This window comes from Bacillus sp. IS1, from assembly GCF_032461585.1.
GTDB lineage: Bacteria > Bacillota > Bacilli > Bacillales > Bacillaceae > Bacillus > Bacillus velezensis.
The window spans coordinates 129,534-151,846 of the sequence record NZ_JAWCWR010000001.1; the positions used below are offsets into that span (position 1 = coordinate 129,534).

The 22,313-nt window shown below is 46.0% G+C and carries 22 protein-coding genes and 2 riboswitches; of the genes, 15 read left to right on the plus strand and 7 right to left on the minus strand.

Annotated elements, in window-relative coordinates:
• Positions 1-882 carry a non-homologous end joining protein Ku gene (gene ku, locus RUW00_RS00720; RefSeq protein WP_007610913.1) on the minus strand — a complete coding sequence of 294 codons (882 nt, stop codon included), beginning with the start codon at positions 880-882 and terminating at the stop codon, positions 1-3.
• 542 nt (positions 883-1,424) lie between these two features.
• On the opposite strand from ku, the gene RUW00_RS00725 reads away from it, so the two are divergent.
• From RUW00_RS00725 to RUW00_RS00740, 4 genes are all read left to right on the plus strand, one after another.
• Positions 1,425-2,060, plus strand: a complete 636-nt coding sequence (locus RUW00_RS00725; RefSeq protein ID WP_369878818.1) for a DedA family protein — start codon at positions 1,425-1,427, stop codon at positions 2,058-2,060.
• Positions 2,061-2,305: 245 nt separating this feature from the next.
• Positions 2,306-3,088, plus strand: coding sequence for a TerC family protein (locus RUW00_RS00730; protein WP_017417639.1), 783 nt, complete (start codon positions 2,306-2,308; stop codon positions 3,086-3,088).
• 277 nt (positions 3,089-3,365) lie between these two features.
• A complete protein-coding gene (sigI, locus tag RUW00_RS00735) occupies positions 3,366-4,121 on the plus strand; it encodes an RNA polymerase sigma factor SigI (RefSeq protein WP_003154719.1) in 756 nt (251 codons plus the stop codon).
• Positions 4,118-5,287, plus strand: a complete 1,170-nt coding sequence (locus tag RUW00_RS00740) for an anti-sigma factor domain-containing protein (RefSeq protein WP_103526947.1) — start codon at positions 4,118-4,120, stop codon at positions 5,285-5,287. Before sigI ends, RUW00_RS00740 begins: the two co-directional genes overlap by 4 nt.
• Before the next feature lie 6 nt (positions 5,288-5,293).
• On the opposite strand, the gene RUW00_RS00745 is transcribed toward RUW00_RS00740, so the two are convergent.
• Complete coding sequence (locus RUW00_RS00745) at positions 5,294-5,488, minus strand: alpha/beta-type small acid-soluble spore protein (RefSeq protein ID WP_003154717.1); 195 nt, start codon at positions 5,486-5,488, stop codon at positions 5,294-5,296.
• Positions 5,489-5,623: 135 nt separating this feature from the next.
• Positions 5,624-6,325 (minus strand): DUF1836 domain-containing protein, encoded by a 702-nt coding sequence (locus tag RUW00_RS00750; protein WP_012117404.1) that lies wholly within the window; start codon positions 6,323-6,325, stop codon positions 5,624-5,626.
• Positions 6,326-6,473: 148 nt separating this feature from the next.
• Here RUW00_RS00750 and htpX point away from each other — a divergent pair, with 148 nt between their 5' ends.
• The 4 genes from htpX (at position 6,474) to RUW00_RS00770 (ending at position 9,819) form a co-directional block, all read left to right on the plus strand.
• Positions 6,474-7,367, plus strand: coding sequence for a protease HtpX (htpX, locus tag RUW00_RS00755; protein ID WP_007407207.1), 894 nt, complete (start codon positions 6,474-6,476; stop codon positions 7,365-7,367).
• Between the two features lie 158 nt (positions 7,368-7,525).
• Positions 7,526-8,878, plus strand: coding sequence for a TrkH family potassium uptake protein (locus tag RUW00_RS00760; protein WP_007408478.1), 1,353 nt, complete (start codon positions 7,526-7,528; stop codon positions 8,876-8,878).
• Between the two features lie 94 nt (positions 8,879-8,972).
• Positions 8,973-9,647: a DUF421 domain-containing protein gene (locus RUW00_RS00765; RefSeq protein WP_072177543.1), complete on the plus strand. Its 675-nt coding sequence runs from the start codon at positions 8,973-8,975 to the stop codon at positions 9,645-9,647.
• 1 nt (position 9,648) lies between these two features.
• The gene (locus tag RUW00_RS00770) at positions 9,649-9,819 is read left to right on the plus strand and encodes a hypothetical protein (RefSeq protein ID WP_007610936.1); all 171 of its coding nucleotides are present in this window, start codon (positions 9,649-9,651) and stop codon (positions 9,817-9,819) included.
• 41 nt (positions 9,820-9,860) lie between these two features.
• On the opposite strand, the gene RUW00_RS00775 is transcribed toward RUW00_RS00770, so the two are convergent.
• Positions 9,861-10,883: an acyltransferase family protein gene (locus RUW00_RS00775; protein WP_029974694.1), complete on the minus strand. Its 1,023-nt coding sequence runs from the start codon at positions 10,881-10,883 to the stop codon at positions 9,861-9,863.
• Between the two features lie 255 nt (positions 10,884-11,138).
• On the opposite strand from RUW00_RS00775, the gene RUW00_RS00780 reads away from it, so the two are divergent.
• Both RUW00_RS00780 and RUW00_RS00785 read left to right on the plus strand, forming a co-directional pair.
• Entirely contained in the window at positions 11,139-13,358 is a 2,220-nt protein-coding gene (locus tag RUW00_RS00780) for a PAS domain-containing sensor histidine kinase (RefSeq protein WP_280145052.1), read from the plus strand.
• Complete coding sequence (locus RUW00_RS00785) at positions 13,355-13,852, plus strand: methylated-DNA--[protein]-cysteine S-methyltransferase (RefSeq protein ID WP_007610941.1); 498 nt, start codon at positions 13,355-13,357, stop codon at positions 13,850-13,852. The genes RUW00_RS00780 and RUW00_RS00785 overlap by 4 nt, the downstream gene beginning before the upstream one ends.
• 241 nt (positions 13,853-14,093) lie before the next feature.
• Here the strand turns inward: RUW00_RS00785 and mtnA are convergent, their stop codons facing one another.
• From mtnA to RUW00_RS00805, 3 genes are all read right to left on the minus strand, one after another.
• The gene (gene mtnA, locus RUW00_RS00795; RefSeq protein WP_017417644.1) at positions 14,094-15,155 is read right to left on the minus strand and encodes an S-methyl-5-thioribose-1-phosphate isomerase; all 1,062 of its coding nucleotides are present in this window, start codon (positions 15,153-15,155) and stop codon (positions 14,094-14,096) included.
• 6 nt (positions 15,156-15,161) lie between these two features.
• Positions 15,162-16,346 carry an S-methyl-5-thioribose kinase gene (gene mtnK / locus RUW00_RS00800; RefSeq protein ID WP_021493785.1) on the minus strand — a complete coding sequence of 395 codons (1,185 nt, stop codon included), beginning with the start codon at positions 16,344-16,346 and terminating at the stop codon, positions 15,162-15,164.
• A gap of 109 nt (positions 16,347-16,455) precedes the next feature.
• Positions 16,456-16,610: riboswitch (SAM riboswitch) on the minus strand.
• Between the two features lie 92 nt (positions 16,611-16,702).
• The gene (locus RUW00_RS00805; protein ID WP_060561770.1) at positions 16,703-17,482 is read right to left on the minus strand and encodes a carbon-nitrogen family hydrolase; all 780 of its coding nucleotides are present in this window, start codon (positions 17,480-17,482) and stop codon (positions 16,703-16,705) included.
• Positions 17,483-17,574: 92 nt separating this feature from the next.
• Here RUW00_RS00805 and RUW00_RS00810 point away from each other — a divergent pair, with 92 nt between their 5' ends.
• From RUW00_RS00810 to RUW00_RS00830, 5 genes are all read left to right on the plus strand, one after another.
• Entirely contained in the window at positions 17,575-18,771 is a 1,197-nt protein-coding gene (locus RUW00_RS00810; RefSeq protein WP_280145053.1) for a pyridoxal phosphate-dependent aminotransferase, read from the plus strand.
• A 36-nt stretch (positions 18,772-18,807) separates the two neighbouring features.
• Positions 18,808-18,907, plus strand: a riboswitch (SAM riboswitch).
• Positions 18,908-18,988: 81 nt separating this feature from the next.
• Positions 18,989-20,203, plus strand: coding sequence for a 2,3-diketo-5-methylthiopentyl-1-phosphate enolase (mtnW, locus tag RUW00_RS00815; RefSeq protein WP_029974834.1), 1,215 nt, complete (start codon positions 18,989-18,991; stop codon positions 20,201-20,203).
• Entirely contained in the window at positions 20,200-20,904 is a 705-nt protein-coding gene (gene mtnX, locus RUW00_RS00820; protein WP_022553437.1) for a 2-hydroxy-3-keto-5-methylthiopentenyl-1-phosphate phosphatase, read from the plus strand. The genes mtnW and mtnX overlap by 4 nt, the downstream gene beginning before the upstream one ends.
• Complete coding sequence (locus tag RUW00_RS00825; RefSeq protein ID WP_095061345.1) at positions 20,862-21,491, plus strand: methylthioribulose 1-phosphate dehydratase; 630 nt, start codon at positions 20,862-20,864, stop codon at positions 21,489-21,491. The genes mtnX and RUW00_RS00825 overlap by 43 nt, the downstream gene beginning before the upstream one ends.
• Before the next feature lie 15 nt (positions 21,492-21,506).
• Positions 21,507-22,043: a 1,2-dihydroxy-3-keto-5-methylthiopentene dioxygenase gene (locus RUW00_RS00830; RefSeq protein ID WP_029974828.1), complete on the plus strand. Its 537-nt coding sequence runs from the start codon at positions 21,507-21,509 to the stop codon at positions 22,041-22,043.
• Positions 22,044-22,313 lie beyond the last annotated feature (270 nt).

Here is a 22,313-nt window from a genome sequence, read left to right on the forward strand (position 1 = left end):
TTAAGACGTTCCGGCTTTTTGTCTGGTCGTCTTTTGCTTTTTGCCTCCGCCGCCTGCTGACGCGGCGTCTTTTGTCCGCGCCGGTGCAGCCTGTTCGCGATCCGGCCGCTTCGTCCGGTCAATGCTGGCCTGAAGCGCGCTGACAAGATCGATGACATCTTCGCGCGGACCGGCAGCAGCCGGTGTCACGCCCGCTTCTTCATGTTCGAGCTTATCGTTAATTTTAGCGAGAAGGGCTTTCCGGTATGTGTCTTCGTATTGTTCCGGGTCAAACTCGGTTGTCAGTTCATTAATTAACGTAATCGCCGTCTGCAGCTCTTTTTCATTAACGGCTGTCTGCTCGGGAACGCCCGGCACATGTCCGGCATTTCTGACTTCATCCGGATAATGAATGGATTCCATCACGATGCAGTTGTCATACACGCGAAGAATTGCAAGCTGCTGTTTAGAGCGGATCGTAATGGAGGCAATCCCGATTTTACCCGTCGTCCTCAGCGCTTCCCGCAAAAGTGTATAGGCTTTTGTGCCGTTATCTCCCGGCCCGACATAATACGACCGGTTAAAATAAATCGGATCAATTTCCTGCAGCTGGACAAAGTCAACAATCTCAACCGCTTTTTCTTCATGTTCCTGTTTTACGTCTTTCAAGTCTTCGTCTGTCATAATGACGTATTTCCCTTTTACATACTCATAGCCTTTCACGATTTCATCAGGTTCCAGACTTTTTTCACATCCGGTGCAGATTTTTTCGTATTTAATCGGCGCATGGTCTTCTTTATGAAGACTGCGGAATTTTATATCTTTATCTTCAGTGGCCGCAAAGAGCTTGACCGGGATATTGACGAGACCGAAACTGATCGAACCCTTCCACATCGTGTGCATGAATAAAAACTCCTTTTTGTCTTTATTGTGGATAAACGGGTCCGTTCCATGTGTAGCAACTTATGGGTGTTGCGGCGCTTCATGGAGCGGCTGTTCCATTTCCTCAGGCGGCAATGGTCGGCTGAAAAGCAAATGAATTCTCTATTTACAATCAGTGAATCGGTAAGTTCTTTAAAGCGCTGAAGTCCCTGAAAATCATCAGTGGTAATCAAAAAGATTATACAAAATCATTCCCCGGGAAATGCCCACGCATTCCCATGTAGTGACTGAGAGAATTTCCCGCTCCCATATGAACTGAATCCGCGGTCAGCCGCCGCTTACCGCGAAGGGTAACTTTTCCGAGAACTTAAGTGATGTAACCGCCGCCAGACAAGCAATCAGGAGACAGGCGGGACGTTGTATTGCGCTTATTCCCTCCCGCTATACCGATCTGAAACGACTCACATTTATAACGGGCATGTCTAAAAGATATTTCAGCCTCAAGGTTTTGTGTTAAAATCATTCTTAAGTTTCGGAATATAGACGTAAGCCGGGAGTGATAGATCATCGAAGATTTCATCATATCAATAATAGAGGCGTTTAAAAGCTTATCTTACGCCGGGATTTTTTTGGCGCTCAGTATAGAATTCATCCCGGCGGAAATTGTTCTTCCGCTTGCGGGCTATTGGGTCTCAAAAGGGGATATGACGCTTGCCGGGACCGTGTTTGCCGGTTCGCTCGGCGGTGTTTCAGGTCCGCTTGTCTTATATGGAATCGGCAGGCTGGGCGGTCGGCCGTTTTTGCTGAAATATGGAAAGTATATATGGATAAAACCCGAATCCCTGCAGAAATCAGATGATTTCTTTCAGAAGCACGGAGGTTTGGTCGCGTTCAGCGGCCGTTTTATACCGGGGGTCAGGACGCTGATTTCTTTGCCGTGCGGCATTGCGAAGATGAATGTCTGGGTGTTCTCTCTATATACATATGCGGCGATGCTGCCGATTACATTTGCTTACGTATACCTCGGAATGAAACTCGGGGAAAATTGGAAAAGCGTCGGTTCCATTCTCGATCAATATATGCTGCCGCTCGGTATATTCATTGTGTTGCTTCTCATTCTTTGGATGTTTTTAAAGAGAAGAAAACAGCGGGCCAAAACAGAAAAAATTTCTCAATTTGTTAAAAAAGTTAAGCGTTGACAAATGATGAAACAGGCTTTATCATGAGCGTATAAACAAATATTTCTTGAAATCCCAAAGGGGAGTAGCGTCCGGATATTCCGGAAACAAAGTCGTCAATTCATGGATCATATCCATCGGCTTTGTTGGCATGCCAATCATTCATGTCTAGCAAGACCTTTGCCTTATATCGGCAAAGGTCTTTTTTGCGTAAAAAACCGCCGGTATAAGCTCGGATGATAGAAAAAAGAAACGGAGGGAATGGATTGGACTTTGCATTATTATTGGAGTATGGATGGGTTCTTCTCGTTTTAATCGGGCTGGAAGGGATTTTGGCGGCGGATAACGCGCTGGTGATGGCTGTGATGGTGAAGCATCTTCCTGAAAAACAAAGGAAGAAGGCTTTATTTTACGGATTGGCGGGCGCATTTATTTTGCGTTTCGGGTCGCTGTTCGCCATTTCTTTTCTGGTGAATGTTTGGCAGGTCCAGGCCGTCGGCGCTTTATATCTGTTTTACATTGCGGTCAGCCATTTGCTGAAGCGGTATGTATTTAAAGATAACGCCGGTCAGAAAACGCAGAAAGAAAGCGGGTTTTGGCAGACTGTCTTGAAAGTGGAGCTCGCGGACATCGCTTTTGCCGTTGACTCCATTTTAGCTGCGGTCGCGCTTGCCGTAACGCTCCCGGGAACAGAGCTTCCTGCCATCGGCGGCTTGGACGGCGGTCAGTTTCTCGTTATTTTAGCCGGCGGCGTAATCGGTTTAATCATTATGCGTTTTGCGGCATCAATGTTCGTATCCTTACTGAAAACCAGGCCGGGCCTTGAAACGGCGGCATTTGTGATTGTCGGATGGGTAGGCGTAAAGCTCGCTCTTTATACATTGGCCCATGAGGAACTCGGTATAATTCCGGCAGATGTCATCCATTCGGCGGCCTGGAAAATCATTTTCTGGGCGGTTCTGGCTGCCATCGCGGTTTGCGGATGGTTTATGTCAGGAGCAAAACAAATAGAGTCTGGCGCGGAATCGGAAAAAAGGGAACACGCGTAAAATGATCAAAAAGGGAGTCTGGCTTTTTAAAAAGCAGGTTCCCTTTTTTTGTTTGAAACGCTTACATTTAAGACATATGATAACAATTTTATAACAGCATTGTTACAAAAAACACAGAGAAAACCCCCTTAATTCTGCATGGGGGCACGAAATCATGTATAGTACGTCTTATTGGCTTGTCATAATTGAGACAAATGAAATCGATTTCTCTTTTTCTTCCTTTGCGAATCCCTACTAAATTAGCTATGATTATGAGTAGTTATAGGGAGGAACTGAGGTGAAACCAGTGCTTAGCCTTTTGTTTAAATTGGGAAAAAAGAAGCAAACGCTTGAAACATCTGTTGAAAAAATACAAAAAGGCGACAAAGATCTGCAGAACGATTTAATACAGCAATATAAGCCTTTTATCGCGAAGACGGTTTCATCCGTTTGTAAACGATATATAGATGAAAAAGACGACGAATTCAGCATCGGGCTGATCGCGTTTAACGAAGCCATTGAAAAGTATTCGGCTGAAAAAGGTAATTCGCTGCTTGCATTTGCAGAGCTGATTATAAAAAGAAAAGTGATAGACTATATCAGAAAAGAAGCAAGAACCGCTCAGCATATCAATATGGATGTGCAGGAAGGCGACGACCAGGAATCTTCGCAGAGCCTTATCGAAGCGGAGCTTTCCATTGATGAATACCGCAAACAGATAGAACAGGAACAGCGCCGGGAAGAAATTCTTTTTTTTCAGAAGCAGCTCAAAGAATACGGGCTGTCTTTTAAAGAGCTGCTGGAACAATCGCCGAAGCATACAGATGCGAGGCAGAATGCGATTAAGGTAGCCTACACGCTTGTTGAAAATGAAGAGCTGGCGTCCATTTTGCACCAGAAAAAACAGCTTCCTGTCAAACAGCTGGAGCAGCTCGTGTCGGTCAGCAGAAAAACGATCGAACGGAACCGAAAATATATCATCGCCATGAGTATTATTATTACCGGTGATTATATTTATTTAAAAGATTATCTTAAAGGGGTGTTGCACTCATGAGAAGAGGGATCATAGTAGAGAAAAATAAAAAATTCGTCACGTTGCTAACCCCTGACGGACAATTTTTAAAAACAAAAAATGATCACCGCACTTGTGAAATCGGAGAGGAAATTACGTTCGAAGGCGAAACGCGTATGGGAAGAAGGGCCAGCTTTTTTGATTTTCTGAAACTGCGCCCTTTTAAATTGGGAGTGTTTACGATGACTGCTATTATTTTGTTTATTTTAATTTTGCTCCCGGTTTTTTCTGATAACAAAGCTTACGCGTATATGACGCTTGACATTAATCCCAGTATTGAAATGGCTTTAAACAGCAAATATGAAGTCATTGAACTGACACCGCTGAACCATGACGCCAAACAGGTCATCAGTGACATCGGAGATTGGAAAAGCAGCGATTTTAAGGAAGTCATCAGTAATATTATTACCGATTGCAGCAAGCATGGATATGTAAAGGAATCAAAAGAGATTTTAATTTCCACGGTTTATGAAAATACAGATGACAATACATATAAAAAAGGCGTTAAAAAACAGCTGGCCGACATGACTGAAAAATATAAGGGCACCTACCAGGTCCAATCGCTTGAATCTGATATGGAAACAAGAGAAAAAGCAAAACAGGAAGGGATGTCAACAGGCAGCTACATAAGAAGAAACGAAAAGAAAACAGAAGAAAAACAGCCTGAAAAGCAAACCGACGGCAATGAAACAGATCAAAAAGATACCGAAACAGACGCTGATCAAAGCGAGCAGCCGGACACAGACAAGCCGGCGGCTGATGAAAAGACAGCTCCTGATGAAGACAAGGCAGCAGAGAAGCCGGGAAACAATGAAACAACGCCCGGTACGGAAGAAGCGAAGCCGGACAGTCAGGACGGCAATCAGCAAACCGAAAAAAATGCAGCTTCCGGATCAGAGGAAAACACACAGAAGGAACAAGATGGGGAAACAGAGCAGCCCCCAACACAAAATCCTCAGGAAAACGGAAATGACAAAGAGCCTAAGCAAAAGTATTACAATCATTACTGGAATCATGATCGCAATGAACATTGGGAATCCTATCGGCATCATGAAGATTCGTCAGACCGAAGGAATCCGAACGGCTACCGGCACGGAAAGGAGAATGCCGATAAATATCAAAATTCGCCGAGAAGTCCCGGCGAATAAGCTGCATTATTGATTTTTCCCGTTTAATTGTGATTGAGCCTGCTGTACAAGACGTTTTGTCATTTCCCCGCCTACAGAGCCGTTTGCGCGTGCTGCTGTATCAGAGCTAAGGTTCACGCCGAATTCTTGAGCCACTTCGTATTTAAATTGGTCAAGTGCCTGCTCAGCCCCTGGAACTAAGAGTTTATTTCTGCTCGCCATCTTTTTCATCTCCTTTTCTCTGGCAAGATGTGTTTTCGCATTTTAGTTTCAAACGGAACGGTATTGATTATGCTGGCAATTGTTGTACAGCAAAAAAACCCCGGCGCAGACACCGGGGCGAAGAAGCGTTATGAATTATAATAAATGGCTGATCATTTTGTAGGCTGAGGCTTGAATATGGAAAGTCAAAACGGAGAGCACCGTGACGGCGATTATGGATCTGATATTGTTCCATTGTCCGCTTCCGAGTTCTTTAAAGCAGCCTTTGAGCTTGTCCGTCTGCTCTTCGACGAGCTCCTGCAGGCTCGTTTCCTTCATCGGCGGGTTTGCCTTATGATGAAGATAATCAATCACTTGGGCGCAGCTTTCATAGTAGCTGATCGGGCTGATGACGTCGTCTGATCTGTCTGTGATCGTGTTAAAAGCGATTTTTAATATGCCGCGTATATGTTCGAAGTCATAAATTGATTTTAAATCACGTACAATGAGAAGGATGACAGCTTGTTCAATTGTATATTTTTTGCCGAGTAAGGGGTGGCCGATCAAATCTTTAATATCGCGCTTCACCCAGTTTTGGACGGCGGTTGATTTTAAAGACGTCAGCTCGCACAGATTTCCCAGCTCGACAATCTCGTTAGTTGAAAGCCCGTATTCCTTTTTCTCTTTTTTTCGTTCGAATCTCGTCAGAAATTCAGGGATATGCAGACGGCTTTCCGCTTCATCCAAGGTCATATCCGCTGATTGCAATAAGATTTGGAGAGGAGTTGCGTCTCCTTGGCCTTTTAACGCGTAAAGAAGCCGGACCATATCAGTTCGGGTCAGTTTAAACGTGTTCATGGTTCACCTCTGATTGATTACGTGTTCACTTTTTAATATCACTGAGAATTACATTAACATCATACGTCGAAATTGTTGCATTTTCAAACAGATCATTTATAATTTAAGTAAATAAGTTCTTTTGATCTTAAAAAAGACGGAGGTAATTATGGCGAAAAGAATATTTCTGTTTATTTTAACGAACCTTTTGGTCATTACGACAATCGGAATTGTGCTTACGATTATTACAAGCGTTACCGGTGTCGGCTCGTATATACAAAATGGCCGCATTGATCTGATGGCATTGCTCGTGTTCAGTCTTGTCGTCGGTTTTGTCGGTTCTTTTATTTCTCTCGGAATGTCCAGATGGATGGCCAAAACGATGATGGGCGTCCGGGTGTTAAATCCGAAGAAACAGTCGCTCAGCTATGAAGAGCAGCAATTGGTTGACCGTGTGCACAGATTGTCACGTGCCGCAGGGATGACGAAAATGCCTGAAGTCGGCATTTATCATTCCCCGGAGGTCAATGCTTTTGCGACCGGACCTTCTAAGCGCCGTTCGCTTGTCGCGGTTTCTTCAGGTTTATTGCAGCAGATGGATGATGCTGCGGTGGAAGGGGTTCTTGCCCATGAAGTCGCACACATCACAAACGGTGATATGGTCACGATGACGCTGCTGCAGGGAATCGTCAATACGTTCGTCGTATTCCTTTCCCGAATCGCGGCATGGGTTGCAAGCCGCTTCGTCAAAGAAGACCTCGCGCCGGTCGTTCATTTTATCGCGATGATCGTGTTTCAGATTATCTTTTCCATTCTCGGCAGTCTTGTCGTCTTCGCCTACTCGCGCCACAGAGAGTTTCACGCTGACCGCGGCGGTGCAGACCTTGCCGGCAAGGATAAAATGATTCACGCCCTGCGTACGCTGAAGTCTTATACAGGACATGTGAATGAAGAAGACCAGACGGCAGTGCAGACGTTAAAAATTAACGGCAAAAAGCATTCGTCATTGTTCTCCACACACCCTGATCTCGATGAGCGCATTCGCAGGCTGGAAGCAAAATAATCAACAAAACCTCTGACAATCGTTTCAGAGGTTTTTTGTTTAAAGATCGGCAAATTACATAAGGTAATGAAAAATCTTTCTAAAAAGACCTTTAAAAATTCTCCCAATATCATTAGAATAATTACGTACTACATTTGAGAGGCAGAAGGAACTATCTTATGAAATTAAAACTGAAGAAATTCATACAGATCTTGTCGCCAGCACAGCTGATTGCATTATATTATTTTCTTGCTGTGACGGTGGCATTTATTTTGCTAAGTCTGCCGGCCGCCCACAAACAAGGGGCCAGCTGGTCGTTTATAGACGCGCTGTTTACGGCTGTCAGCTCAGTCAGTGTCACCGGTTTAACGGTCGTCAACACGGCTGATACATTCAGCACGGCCGGGATTGTCATTTTGGCTTTCGTGCTTCAATTCGGCGGAATCGGCATCATGACGCTCGGAACATTCGTCTGGCTCATTATGGGCAAACGGATCGGTCTGCGGGAACGGAAGCTCATCATGGTGGATCAGAATCAATCGCAGTTTTCCGGTATCGTCAACCTGATGAAGCAAGTGCTGTTTTTGATTTTATTAATCGAGTTTTTAGGCGGCATCATCTTAGGAACATATTTTTTAACGTATTATGATTCGTTTGAACAGGCGTACTTGCACGGATTCTTTGCGAGCGTCAGCGCCACGACAAACGGCGGTTTTGATATTACGGGAAATTCACTCGTCCCGTTCAGACATGACTATTTCGTGCAGTTTATTACGATGCTTCTGATTATTTTCGGTGCGATCGGTTTTCCGGTGCTCGTAGAAGTAAAGGACTTTTTGTTTTCAAAACAGCGCAGATATTCATTCACGCTGTTTACGAAAATTACGACCGTTACGTTCGGAATGCTCGTTTTGTTCGGAGCCGTGGGCATTTATGCGCTTGAAGCAAGCCATGTCATGAAGGGGAAAAGCTGGCATGATGTTTTATTTTTATGTCTCTTTCAATCAACCGCTACGCGAAGCGGCGGGCTTGCGACAATTGATATCAGCCAGCTGTCGGCACCGACATTATTTTTCATCTGTGCCCTCATGTTTATCGGCGCATCACCGAGCTCGGTCGGCGGCGGAATCCGTACGACGACGTTTGCGCTTAACCTTCTTGCTCTGTTTCATTTTGCACGGGGGAATAAAGCGGTCAAGGTCTTTAAACGCGAGCTTCACCAGGCTGATGTCATGAAGTCGCTGGTCGTTACGATGATGGCGATTCTGCTCGTGTTCGGATCGACGCTGATTCTGGCCGTGACGGAGAAAAATCAGACGCTGCTCGGACTGCTTTTTGAAGTGTGTTCCGCTTTCGGAACGACCGGCCTGTCGCTCGGGATTACTCCGCATTTAAGCGATATCGGAAAATGCGTGATCATGATTGTCATGTTTATCGGCCGGATCGGCATTTTGACGTTCCTTTATTTGATCGGCCGAAAAGAAATCGAAGCAAATTATCACTATCCGAAGGAAAGAATGATTATCGGCTGACACCGCTTTTCAGAAAGCGGTGTTTTTTATTGCCGTAAAATGGATGTGTGGAAACAGTTTCTTTGGAGATTCTACTTGTAAAGAGGTGACGTCATTGTTTGCCGTATTTTGGAAGTCGGTAGTTATGATAGCGGTCGGTACCTTTTTATTGCGGATTGCCGGACGGAAATCAATCAGCCAGCTGTCGGTGACCCAGACAGTCATCATGATTTCGATCGGCTCGATTATTATTCAGCCGTTTATTGAACATAATTTATGGGAAACTATTTTCGCGGCGGCGATTTTTATTGCGGTGTTAATCCTGATGGAATATTTAGAAATCAAATCAAGCTTTTTTGAGTTTTTATTTTCAGGAAAAACCGTCGCCGTTGTCAGAAACGGAAAAATCATCCCGGAAAACTTAAAAAAAATGCGTTTTACCGAAGATCAGCTGTCAATGAGGATCAGGCAGGAAGGCCTCGGAGACATTCAAGATTTTAAATATGTGCTGCTTGAGCCGAACGGACAGATCGGCTATGAACTCATTGATGAGGCCAAAAACGTGACAGTGCGCGACTTGAAAAAAATGCTTGATGAATTCAAAACAGATTTGCTGACAGAAGGAGGAAATCAAATGAAACGCAAAGCAGCAAAGAATGAAGCTTTGACCAACAACAACACACCGACTGAGAGCATGGACAAAGATGCATACAAAACACAATATGACGGTGATCCCGGACTGAGAGGCGCAAACCGCAAATCAAAACACGGCAAACAAGGAGGCGAGTAACATGACGAAAAAAAACCGCCACAGCAAAGACATGCAAAACCATAAAAAGCCGATGGACCCTAAATTGCTTGAAGAAGAGTTTGCAAGCGAGCTCGGTGATTATAACGCCGGAAAATGGATTGAAACGCTTGAACAGACGAAGCCAAAGAAAAAAGAAGACGGCAAACAATAAAAAATACCTCTTAGGCGGCAACGCTTAAGAGGTATTTTGCATTATTTCGAATAAGCACCGTTTCTTGTTCCTTTCACCGCTTCAAGCAAGCCGGTTATCCGCAGCTCAATAAACGGCTGTGCGGCCGTTTTCACCGCATTGCTGGAGAGAATGGACGTAAGAGCGGCCGTTAACATTAAGAGTATGACTAAATTCTGATAATCAGACAAGTGATCTTCAAGCCCGATCTGCCGCAGCGTTTTTATAATGAATCCATGCAGCAGATACACGTAAAACGTTCTCGTCCCCCATTTCGTAAAGAAATAACGCTTTTGCGGAACGAGCGCCAAAAAGCTGAAAGTGGCGGCAAAGGCCAAAACATACCAGCCGATGCGCGACAGACCGCTCAACAGCGACACTGAGCCGAATGTGGAATAAGGCTCCGATCCGAACAGCCACGAGTAATCAAAGTCAATGCACCAGCATAACAGGAAAACAATCCCCAGCACGCCCGCGGCAATCTGTCTGCCTCTTTTAGCCCGAAGCAAATCAAAGTGCTGTTTCTTTAAATAAAACCCGACGAGAAACATCGGAAGAAAAACAAACGTCCGTGAAAGACTCAGCGTGCTGCTGATAAAATCAAGATACCCGATCATGACGGCAAGCCCGCAGCTCGCCCCAAGCGCCCACATTTTCGGCAGCTTCGTAAAGGGATAAAGCAGCAGATTCCAAAAGAATAAGCTGACTAAAAACCAGAGAGACCACTGCGGATCAATCGGATTGACGCTTGCCATGCTTTCATCCTGAATCAAATAGTAAAAAACTGAGTAAATGCCCTGAAAAATCAGGTACGGAATAATCAGCTTCACAGCCAGCTTCTTCACATAACCTGTCCGCTTAAAGTTTTTTGCGAAATAGCCGGAAACCAGGATAAAGGCCGGCATATGAAAAGTATAAATGAATTTGTAGAGATGGAGCATAAACTCATTTCCGTTAATAAATGACCGGAGGATATGGCCGAACACCACCAGAAAAATCAAGATAAACTTGGCGTTGTCAAAGTAACTGTCTCGCGATTTTGTCATAGCATCACCTTCTCTTCAAAAATCATCCACTGCATGATTATTTCCTGTTGGTGTTCATTTTAAAATAAAAAACAAAAAATTGAAGGAGGACAAAAGGGATTGTTAGGATGATGTAACGGGGAGGTAAGGATCGTAGAAAAAGACTTTAACTTGTCATATCATTGAAATTTTCTGAAATGTATAGGGCGAATGAAGGAAGATGAGGTATTTTGTAGAAATATTGAAGGATAGGTTTTTGAAGAAGGAGTGTACTGAATGGCTGAAACTCTGGATTTGCAAACAAACGAGTCGCTGAAAGAGCAGCTGAAGCGGATGAAAGAGGAAAATGACCGCCTGAAGAGTGATTTGAACCGGTATCACGTGATTATGAATAACACGCTTGATGCCATTTTTATATGCCGTAAGGAAATGAAAATCGTCCAGGCGAACGAGGCTGCGGCCCGGATGATGCAGATTGAGGCAGAGAACCTCATTAACCGCTCCGTCCTGGATTTTTTATATTCCGTGCCTCAGGAAGAACTGAATAAGGCCGTGAAAAAGTTTTTAAAAAAAGGCCATCTGTGGAAAGAGGTGCCGATTAAGCTTGACAGCGGCGCGACGAAATACATTGAATTCCTCGCCAGAGACGGAATTGGGGAGGATTATTTTTTTGTGGTGATGAGGGATATCTCCTCTAAAAAAATATTAGAGCGCGAATTCTCCATGAACGAGCAGCTGTTTAAAGATTTGTTTGACAGGGCTGTCGACGGCATCGTGCTGTTTGATAAGGACGGCGGGTTTATTGATGCGAACCTCTCTTTTTGCAAAAGCTTTGAGATCGGCCAGAATGAATTGTCCCATCTGTCGCTCCGCCATTTTACCGACGGAGAAAACAAAAAGCATCTGAAAGAAATCTGGGAAACCCTCCGCAGAAAAGGAAACGCCAAAGGAGAACTGCCCGTCAAGCTTCGGTCCGGCGAAGAGAAGCTGTTTGAATTTACGATTACGTCCAACTTAATCAGCGGGTTCTACATGTCCATTATGAGAGACATAACAGAGAAACGGCTGATGGAATTGAAACTCTTTAAAAGCGAAGAGCGATTCCGCGAAATTTTTGAAAACGCCATGGACGCGATTATCATTTGGTCTGATGACGGAAAGATTGCCAAAGCAAACGAATCGGCGTGCCGCATTTTCGAACTGCCGATGGATAAGCTGGTGGAGACGAATTTATGTACGTTTATCGTTGATCCGCAGAAAAAATACAAGCAGATTAAGAAAAAATATGAAAAATACGGGGAAATCCGTGAAGAAATGCTGTTTCAGATGGCAAACGGCCAATTTAAAGAGCTGGAATTCACATCAAAACGAACCATACTTGAAGGTCAGCATTTAACCATTTTAAGAAATGTCAGCGATCGTAAGCGCATGGAAAAAGAATTGCGGGAAAGCGAGCTGAAATTCAGAAAAGTATTCAACGGCTCAATGGACGGCAAGGTCTTATTTGACAACCAATTCCGCATTATTGACGCGAATCCTCTCGCAAGCCGTATACTCGGTATGCCGGATGAGGAGCTGAGAGCGTACACCGTTCCGGATATTCTTTCTTTATTTGATATTGAAAACGCGGGTGTTCCCGCCAGAAAGATTGATTTAGAAGGAATGGATAATGAAATCCCCTTCCTGTTAAGCAGCAGCGACAGCCGCAAACTGGAATTCTCCTTCAAAAGAAATATCATTCAAAATATGAATCTGGCCATCTTTAAAGATGTCACAGAGGCCAAAGAGCTTGAAGAGAGGCTGCGGAAATCCGATACTCTTCATGTTGTAGGGGAGCTGGCGGCGGGCATCGCCCACGAAATCAGAAACCCGATGACGGCGCTGAAAGGGTTCATTCAGCTTCTTCAAGGAAGCATTGAAGGCGAATATTCTCTGTACTTTAACGTCATTACCTCAGAATTAAAACGCATCGAGTCTATCATCACTGAATTTTTAATTTTAGCGAAACCCCAAGCGATACTATATGAAGAAAAAGACGTGACGCAGATTATGAAAGACACGGCTGATCTTTTGAATGCCCAGGCCAATCTTGTCAATGTGCAGATCCATCTGAACCTGACCGGAAACATCCCGCCGATTTACTGTGAACCGAATCAATTAAAACAGGTGTTTATCAATATTTTAAAAAACGCCATTGAAGTCATGCCGGGCGGCGGCAATATCTACGTGACCATTCAGTCTTCTGATCAAGACCACATTTTGATTTCTATTCAAGATGAAGGAACGGGCATTTCCGAAGACAAATTAAAACGTCTGGGTGAACCATTTTACACGACAAAAGACAGGGGAACGGGCCTCGGCCTCATGGTCAGTTATAAAATCATCGAAGAGCATCAGGGCCGCATTCATGTGGAAAGTGAAGAAGGGAAGGGCACCGTTTTTCATTTGACGCTTCCGATCCGGCAGAATACGGAAGAAAGAAGGAGCGGGGAATGATCTGTTTTACAAGTGTAAGAGCGCCGTTTGGAACCGTCATCGTAACAGAGGAAGAGAGCTTTATTACCGGCCTGTTTCTCACCGGGGAAGATTTTGAGGAATGGCGGAAAGACGCGCCCGGCGTAAAGCCGTGCGAAACCGCTTTGCTGTCGGAGGCGAAACAGCAGCTGGCATCATATTTTTCAGGAGAAAGAAAGCAATTCTCTCTGCCTCTGAGACAAAAAGGCACACCCTTTCAGGAAAGGGTGTGGAACGCGCTGACGATGATTCCTTACGGGGAATCCCGAAGCTACGGCGATATGGCTGAAGCGATCGGAAAACCGAAAGCGGTGCGCGCCATCGGACAAGCCAATAAACGAAACCGGCTGCCGATTTTGATCCCGTGCCATAGGGTAATCGGCAAAAACAGCGCCTTAACGGGATACGCGGGCACGAAGACGGATGTAAAAGCGGTGCTGCTGAACATCGAACAAATATCCTATAAAGAAAAATAAAGCGTATGGCACGTTCCGTTTTTTCGCGTCCGACATATCATTTTATTAAGTGAAAAAAGTTGCCCTGATGAAAAAGGAGGACGAAGCCTGATGAAAGTGAGCCGTCCGCAAAAGATAGCCGGTTATGCAGAGCTGTTTTTTAAAATGCATCTCATTACAGCCGCCCAAAAAGATGAAGTGATTACATTGTGCAGACAAAAAAACCGCTGACATTGCCTGAGGCAATATCATCAGCGGTTTTTCAGCTCAGCTGGCAGTCAGCGAATAATTGTTCAATTTCTTCCGTGTAAGAACCGGTCACAATTCCTTTCTCGGTTATTATGCCGGAAATCAGGCTGCCCGGTGTGATGTCAAAGGCCGGATTGAAGACCGGAACATCCTCGGGAGCGGTGCGTATGCCGGAGATCTGTCTGACTTCATCCGGATCTCTTTCTTCAATCGGAATCTGATCGCCGTTTTCAATCTGCAAGTCAAATGTCGAAAGCGGTGCGGCCACAAAAAACGGAATTTGAAAGGCGTTTGCCAAAATAGCGAGGCCGTACGTTCCGATTTTGTTGGCCGTATCACCGTTTTTTGCAATTCTGTCAGCGCCGACAATGACCGCAGAAATATGTTTTTCCTTCATTGTATGGGCGGCCATGCTGTCCGTAATGAGCGTGACATCAATTCCGCCCTGCATCAGCTCCCACGCCGTCAGCCGTGATCCTTGAAGAACGGGTCTTGTTTCACATGCGTAGATATGAAGGCCGAGGTCTTTTTGTTTCGCTAAGTAAAAGGGAGCAAGCGCCGTACCGTACCGGCTTGTGGCAATCGAGCCCGCATTGCAGATGGTCATGATCTGGTCGCCTTTATTAAAAAGGTGCAGAGCATTTTGGCCGATCATTCGGCATGTTTCTTCATCCTCAATCTGAATTTGAATGGCTTCATGAACGAGCGTTGTCTTCGCTTCATTGATTGAGATCGCATCCCTGATCGAATCCGTAAGTCTGTCAAGCGCCCACGCAAGGTTGACGGCAGTGGGCCTCGAACTGTTTAAATACGCTTTGACATCCGCGAATTGACGTCGGAAATCTGAAAGGTCGCGGGCTTCAAATGACTTGGCGGAGAGCGCGAGTCCGAACGCCGCGGTTATACCGATGGCCGGGGCGCCCCTTACTTTCAGCGTGACAATCGCGTCGAATACATCTTCCTTTGTTTCAAGTTCCGCATATTCAGTGACGTCGGGAAGCTTTTGCTGATTTAAAATGCGGATGTAGGTTTCTTTCCATTCTACAGAACGGGGGATGGCAAATTCATTGGTCATGCTGCATCATTCCTTTACACGGAGCTTAAATTGGTCCAGAACCTCGGTGATATGCTTCAGTTCTTTTCTGTTTTCGATATAATAGGCGCCGATGTCAAGCGCCAGCTTCTTCCGTTCGATTCGTTTGTCAAACGGAGTGATTTCATCTAAGTCAGCCACATGGGCGAGTCCGATCGTGCGCCGGATCAATTCGCATCCCGCAAAACCGACCGCTTCCTCAAACGCGTTTTTCAGTGTGTCTTCCAGCAGGTGTCTGCGGGAAGGCAGGCAGTCTTTCTCCCATGCTTCACTGAATGTTTTCACAAATGTATCCCATACGGCAGCGGTGTGGTCATATAACGGCTGTCTGTCGTCACCGTCGCGGCTGAGGGCGTTTAACAGCAGATTGGCGATAAATTGGCCGATGTCAAACCCGATCGGTCCGAAGAAAGCAAACTCGGGATCAATCACCTTTGTTTCATGTTCATCGGCGAAGATGCTTCCCGTGTGCAGATCGCCGTGAACCAATGTTTCCGCGGAATTCAGAAAGATGGCTTTCAATTCGTCAGCGCCTTCTTTCAGCCGGGAATTGTTCCAAACTTTTTCTGCGTATGGGCGCAGCTCCTCTTCAAAATCGTTTGTCTCATGGTCGAGAAACGGTTCTGTAAACACAAGCCTTTCTGTAATATTGCAAAGCTCAGGATTTGTAAACTGCTTTGCGAGCTGCTGCTTTACTTTCGCATCAAGCGCATAATCGGATGAGTAAAAAAGCGTTTTCCCTAAAAATTCACCGATATGAACCGATAAGTTCGGATAATGCTGCCCTTCCAGCAGCCCTTTTCTTGAAATCCGCAAATGGGAGAGGTCTTCCATTACCGTGACGGCCATTTCAGTATCGGAATAGTAAACGGCCGGAACGAGGTGCGGCACGTGTTCGCCCTGGCGGATGAGGGCGCTGCTTTCGATTCTCGCCCGGTCAATGGTAAGCGGCCAGCTTTCACCGACGACTTTCGCGTAAGGGATTGCCTGTTTAATAATCAGTCCTTTTTTGTTTTCTTTATCGTAAACATGAAAGACGTAATTTAAATTGCCGTCGCCGATTTCACGGCATGTCAGAGTGCTTTTGCTTTGGAATAAGCCGAGCTTGACGGCTAACGCGGCGGCGGAGCTTTCTGTTAATTGTTCATAAAGACTTGTTTTAGTTGCTGACATGGATTTACCCTCCAATTATGTAGTGGCAGTAAGAGATCGTGACGGAGAATACGCCCGAAAAAAAGCCTCCTTCTCTGAAAGAGAAGGAGGCTGAAACAGTGCAGTCCGCCTCTTATCTCTCAGATAACATCTGATGGAATTAGCACCGTGCCTTATGAGACAATCGTCTCGGCGCAAAATGTACGCGCCCCATTTCACAATGGAATTACGGTCGGTTGCTGTTGGGGTCAAAAGGCCAATCCCTCGCCCAACTCTCGATAAGAGAAAAATATATTGATTTGTATCACAATTCGGATTAATCAGTTGATGAAAATATTAGCAGGTGCCGGATATTCTTGTCAACGTTTTTTTGAAAATTAATATAAATCACGCCGCAAGTCTTGGAAAACCGGAATGGTTCCCCGCACGTCCGCGCTTTCTGACACATCAATTTCCGCCCGGACTGCGCCTTCCGTCCGGTCTCCTTCGGCTAAAATCCGGCCCCACGGGTCAATAATCAGGCTGTGGCCGGCAAATTCATTATCGGGATTGGACCCCGTGCAGTTAGAGGCTGCGACAAAACATTGGTTTTCAATTGCTCTGGCGATAAGCAGGCTTCGCCAATGATCAAGGCGGGGCAGAGGCCATTCAGCAGAGATAAACAGGACATTCGCGCCCTGGGACGTATGCTTTCTGATCCATTCGGGGAAACGGATATCATAGCAGATCAGCCCGGCGCACTTGACACCGTCAAGCTCAAAGGAACCGTCACTGTTTCCTGCTGACAAGTAAAGGTGTTCATCCATCAGCTGAAACAGATGTGCTTTCTGATACCGCTTCACGATCTGTCCGCTGTTATCGGCGATGTACATGGTGTTATAGACATTTTCGCCTTCTTTGACCGCAAAAGATCCGGCAACGAGGTGTACGTTGTATGTTTTTGCCGTTTCTTTAAGCCATTGTTCCGAAACTTTGCCGTTTTCATCCGCCAGCTGATCTAGCCGTGTGAGATCATAGCCGGTCGTCCACAACTCAGGAAGCACGATTACATCCGCATGGCGGCTTTCTTGCTCAATCAAAGATTCTGCTTTTTTAAAGTTTTCTGAAGGATTTCCGTATGAAATATCAAATTGCAAACAGGAAACGGTCCATTTCATTTTTTAACACCTCAAGTTTCTCTTTACTTTTTTTATTTAACCATATATGATGATGGACTATCATTTCAAGACATTTTTAGAAGGTGAAAAATATGAACTTTGAAATCTCAGATGTACTCAAACAGCTGCCGGAACAATTTTTCGCATCATTGGTGCAAAAAGTGAATCAAAAGCTGAAAGAAGGCAGAGACGTCATCAATTTAGGGCAGGGAAACCCTGATCAGCCGACGCCTCAGCATATCGTTGAAGAAATGAAGCGCGCCGTCGAAAGGCCGGAAAATCATAAATATTCATCATTCCGGGGCGCTTACAGCTTCAAAAAAGCAGCCGCTGCATTTTATGAAAGGGAGTACGGGGTTACGCTTGATCCGGAAACGGAAGTCGCTGTGCTGTTCGGAGGCAAGGCGGGACTTGTTGAGCTTCCGCAATGTCTTTTAAACCCTGGAGATACCATTCTGGTGCCTGATCCCGGATATCCTGATTACTGGTCAGGCGTCGCCCTTGCAAAAGCGAAAATGGAAATGATGCCGCTGTCGGAAGAAAGAGGGTTTCTCCCTGATTACAGCGTAATTCCTGAAAAGGTGCGGAGCGAGGCGAAGCTGCTGTATCTCAATTATCCGAATAATCCGACCGGCGCTGTGGCGACAGAGGCGTTTTTCGAGGAAACGGTCGGTTTTGCGGAGCAAAACGGCATTTGTGTCGTTCATGATTTCGCGTACGGAGCCGTCGGCTTTGACGGGCATAAACCGCTGAGCTTTTTGCAGACCGAAGGCGCAAAAGAGACGGGAATCGAAATCTATACCTTGTCTAAAACCTATAATATGGCGGGCTGGCGGGTCGGATTTGCCGTCGGAAACGCTTCTGTCATCGAAGCGATCAACCTTTATCAGGATCATATGTTTGTCAGTTTGTTTCCCGCGGCGCAGCAGGCGGCGGCAGCCGCTCTTTTAGCGGATCAGGCATGCGTCGCAGCGCAAAATGACAGATATGAATCGAGACGCAATGCATGGATTGAAGCCTGCCGCGATATCGGCTGGGATGTGACGGCTCCGGCGGGCTCCTTTTTTGCATGGCTCCCTGTGCCTGACGGTTATACGTCACAGTCGTTTTCAGACCTGCTGCTCGAGAAAGCGGATGTCGCGGTCGCTGCCGGAAACGGGTTCGGAAAATGGGGGGAAGGCTATATAAGAGTCGGTCTTCTGACAAGTGAAGAAAGACTTAAAGAAGCTGCGGAACGGATCGGGAAACTGAATCTTTTCACCCGAAAAAGCATTGACATATCAGGATAACAATGCGATAATTCAAAATACTTTATAAAATCATTATTCTTATCAAGAGCAGGCAGAGGGACGAGCCCGATGAAGCCCGGCAACCGACTGATAAAGCACGGTGCTAATTCTTGCAGCAGGAGCTGAGAGATAAGATTCGGACATAACACGAAGCCTCTTTCTGCTCATACGGAAGAGGTTTTTTTATGTTTTGCGAAAGAAAGAGAGGCGTTCACGCATGAGCGAAGTATTGGCAACATATCTTCTGACAGACACAACGGACAGTGAAAAGCGGGCGGAACAGATTGCGGCGGGGCTGACGGTAGGCTCCTGGACTGACCTGCCCCTGGTGAAGCAGGAACAGCTCAGAAAACATAAAGGGCGGGTCGTAAAAGTTGAGGAGAAAGAAGGAACCTCAGAAAACGAAACACAATCCGTCATCACCATCGCCTATCCCGAGGCGAACTTTTCAAGAGATATTCCGGCCGTCCTGACGACGGTATTCGGAAAGCTGTCACTGGACGGAAAAATAAAATTGACTGATCTTGAATTTTCCGAAGGGTTTAAACGCTCCCTTCCCGGGCCGAAATTCGGTATATACGGCATCCGCAAACTGCTGGGCGAATTTGAAAGACCGCTTCTGATGAGCATATTTAAAGGCGTGATCGGACGGGATCTCGCCGACATTAAAGAACAGCTCAGACAGCAGGCGCTCGGCGGCGTGGATCTTATTAAAGATGACGAAATTTTCTTTGAAAATGAACTGGCTCCGTTTGAAACCCGCATTATCGAAGGAAAACAAGTCCTGAAGGAAACCCGGGAGGAGACGGGGCATAAAACGCTGTATGCCGTAAACCTTACGGGAAGGACCGCCGAATTGCGGGATAAAGCGAGGCGCGCGGCAGAACTCGGGGCGGACGCGCTTTTATTGAATGTGTTCGCTTACGGTTTAGATGTGATGCAGAGCCTTGCTGAAGACAGGGAAATCCCGCTTCCGATCATGGCGCATCCGGCAGTCAGCGGCGCTTTCACATCATCTCCCGTTTACGGCTTGTCGCATGCGCTTTTGCTCGGCAAGCTGAACCGCTATTGCGGCGCTGATTTCAGCTTATTTCCGTCACCTTACGGAACCGTTGCTCTTCCGAAGGAGTCCGCGCTTGCAATCCATGATGAATGTGTAAAAGACGATGTCTTTCATCCGTCGTTTGCCGTCCCGTCAGCAGGCATTCATCCCGGTATGGTGCCATTATTGATGCGCGATTTCGGCATCGACCACATCATCAATGCCGGCGGAGGCATTCACGGCCACCCGAAAGGAGCCGAGGGCGGCGGAAAAGCGTTCCGCGCCGTCATTGATGCGGTGCTTGAAGCGCAGCCGATTGAAGAAAAAGCCGCGTCGTGCAAAGATCTTCAGCTCGCATTAGACAAATGGGGAAGGGTGGAAGCCGTATGACCCGCACACCGCTGATTATTTGTGATTTCGACGGAACGGTCACCATGAACGACAACATTGTCAGCATGATGAAAGAATTCGCGCCTCCTGAGTGGCTTGAATTAAAAGACGATGTTCTGTCTAAAAGCATATCAATCCAAGAAGGAGTCGGCCGGATGTTCGGACTGCTGCCGAGCAGCTTAAAAGAAGAACTGACCGGCTTTATCCTGAAGGATGCGAAAATACGGGACGGCTTTTTGGATTTTGTCTCGTTTGTCCGCTCAAACGACCTCCCGTTTTATATCGTAAGCGGAGGAATGGACTTTTTTGTGCATCCGCTTTTGGAAGGGATCGTAGAAAAGGAGCGGATTTTCTGCAATCATGCATCCTTTGACAATGAATATATTCATATAGACTGGCCGCATGCCTGTGACGGAGACTGTACCAATCAATGCGGCTGCTGCAAACCGTCAGTCATCCGGAAGCTATCCGATCAGCAGAAATTTCTCGTTATGATCGGTGATTCGGTCACGGATGTCGAGGCTGCAAAGTTATCCGATATGTGTTTTGCGAGAGATTATCTTTTGACTGAATGCAAAGAACTCGGCCTCCGGCATCTGCCTTTTCAAGATTTTCATGAGGTGAAAACAGGCATTGAAAACATCGGGGAGGTGCAGGCATGGCTGCAAAAGAAGAACGCTGGCGCGAACTTGCCGAGGTAAAACGCGAGCTGGCCGAAAGAGACTGGTTCCCGGGAACGAGCGGGAATCTTTCCATCAAAGTATCCGACGGGCCGCTGACTTTTCTCGTTACGGCGAGCGGAAAAGACAAACGAAAAGAAACAGACGAAGATTTTCTCTTGATCGATGAGTACGGGAAGCCCGCTGAGACCGGCCATTCTTTAAAACCTTCAGCAGAAACGCTTCTCCATACTTACTTATACCAAAAGACAGACGCCGGCTGCTGTCTGCATGTCCATACCGTCAATAATAATGTCATCTCAGAGCTTTACGGGGATGAAAAACAAATCACTTTTCAGGGGCAGGAGATGATTAAGGCGCTCGGATTATGGGAGGAAAACGCGTCCGTGACCGTTCCGATCATTGACAATCCGGCGCACATCCCGGCATTGGCCGAAAATTTCGCGCACCATGCGGACGCCGGATCAGGCGCGGTGTTAATCCGCAATCACGGCATTACGGCATGGGGACGGACCGCATTTGAAGCGAAAAGGGTGCTGGAAGCCTATGAATTTTTATTCAGCTGTCACCTCAAGCTTCTGTCACTTCGTCCGCAGCTGGTAAAATAAAAGGAGGAATAGAAAATGGCGACCATCAGAATTCATGACGAAAAGAATACGATCATTGAACATCAGGAAGAAGTAGCGCGCTTCTTAGACGAGCAAGAGGTGATCTATGAGCAGTGGAACATTGAAAAACTTCCGTCTGAGCTTTCGGAAAAATACGATCTAACCGAAGATGAAAAAGAACGGATTCTCGCGGCGTTTGACACGGAGATTCAGGACATTTCAGCCCGGCGCGGATATCAGTCTCAGGATGTCATTTCTTTATCAGATACCACGCCGAACCTTGATGAATTATTAAAAAATTTCCAAAGAGAACATCACCACACGGATGATGAAGTCCGCTTTATCGTCAGCGGACACGGCATCTTCGTCATTCAAGGCAAAGACGGCACATTTTTCGACGTCCGTTTAAATCCGGGAGATTTGATTTCAGTTCCGGAGAACATCCGCCACTACTTTACGCTTCAGGAAGACCGCCGGGTCGTCGCAATCCGAATCTTTGTGACGACTGAGGGCTGGGTGCCGATTTACGAAAATGAAAGTGTGCAAAACTGATAGACGCCCGAACCTCTCATGCACCCACCGGCATGAGAGGTTTTTTATTGTAATATAAAGTCAGCTGTGTCTGTTTTTTAATTCCTGAATATGCCGCATTCTGTTTATATCATTACCCGAATGGGTATTATTCTCGTATTCATGCTAAAGATTCCAATATGAAATGAAAAAATAAGTTATTTAGTAAAAAAATGTTTACAAATAAAGTATAATCTGTAATAATGCTCAATAACCCAATCAAACTTGTTTCCTATTCTTTTAGCGGTGAGG

What these genes read in the sequence shown, in the direction of transcription:
- ku (WP_007610913.1), bottom strand. Translation starts at nt 882, where the DNA reads ATGCACACGATGTGGAAGGGTTCGATCAGTTTCGGTCTCGTCAATATC.
- RUW00_RS00740 (WP_103526947.1), top strand. Translation starts at nt 4,118, where the DNA reads ATGAGAAGAGGGATCATAGTAGAGAAAAATAAAAAATTCGTCACGTTG.
- RUW00_RS00745 (WP_003154717.1), bottom strand. Translation starts at nt 5,488, where the DNA reads ATGGCGAGCAGAAATAAACTCTTAGTTCCAGGGGCTGAGCAGGCACTT.
- RUW00_RS00750 (WP_012117404.1), bottom strand. Translation starts at nt 6,325, where the DNA reads ATGAACACGTTTAAACTGACCCGAACTGATATGGTCCGGCTTCTTTAC.
- htpX (WP_007407207.1), top strand. Translation starts at nt 6,474, where the DNA reads ATGGCGAAAAGAATATTTCTGTTTATTTTAACGAACCTTTTGGTCATT.
- RUW00_RS00760 (WP_007408478.1), top strand. Translation starts at nt 7,526, where the DNA reads ATGAAATTAAAACTGAAGAAATTCATACAGATCTTGTCGCCAGCACAG.
- RUW00_RS00770 (WP_007610936.1), top strand. Translation starts at nt 9,649, where the DNA reads ATGACGAAAAAAAACCGCCACAGCAAAGACATGCAAAACCATAAAAAG.
- RUW00_RS00775 (WP_029974694.1), bottom strand. Translation starts at nt 10,883, where the DNA reads ATGACAAAATCGCGAGACAGTTACTTTGACAACGCCAAGTTTATCTTG.
- RUW00_RS00780 (WP_280145052.1), top strand. Translation starts at nt 11,139, where the DNA reads ATGGCTGAAACTCTGGATTTGCAAACAAACGAGTCGCTGAAAGAGCAG.
- RUW00_RS00785 (WP_007610941.1), top strand. Translation starts at nt 13,355, where the DNA reads ATGATCTGTTTTACAAGTGTAAGAGCGCCGTTTGGAACCGTCATCGTA.
- mtnA (WP_017417644.1), bottom strand. Translation starts at nt 15,155, where the DNA reads ATGACCAATGAATTTGCCATCCCCCGTTCTGTAGAATGGAAAGAAACC.
- mtnK (WP_021493785.1), bottom strand. Translation starts at nt 16,346, where the DNA reads ATGTCAGCAACTAAAACAAGTCTTTATGAACAATTAACAGAAAGCTCC.
- RUW00_RS00805 (WP_060561770.1), bottom strand. Translation starts at nt 17,482, where the DNA reads ATGAAATGGACCGTTTCCTGTTTGCAATTTGATATTTCATACGGAAAT.
- RUW00_RS00810 (WP_280145053.1), top strand. Translation starts at nt 17,575, where the DNA reads ATGAACTTTGAAATCTCAGATGTACTCAAACAGCTGCCGGAACAATTT.
- mtnW (WP_029974834.1), top strand. Translation starts at nt 18,989, where the DNA reads ATGAGCGAAGTATTGGCAACATATCTTCTGACAGACACAACGGACAGT.
- mtnX (WP_022553437.1), top strand. Translation starts at nt 20,200, where the DNA reads ATGACCCGCACACCGCTGATTATTTGTGATTTCGACGGAACGGTCACC.
- RUW00_RS00825 (WP_095061345.1), top strand. Translation starts at nt 20,862, where the DNA reads ATGGCTGCAAAAGAAGAACGCTGGCGCGAACTTGCCGAGGTAAAACGC.
- RUW00_RS00830 (WP_029974828.1), top strand. Translation starts at nt 21,507, where the DNA reads ATGGCGACCATCAGAATTCATGACGAAAAGAATACGATCATTGAACAT.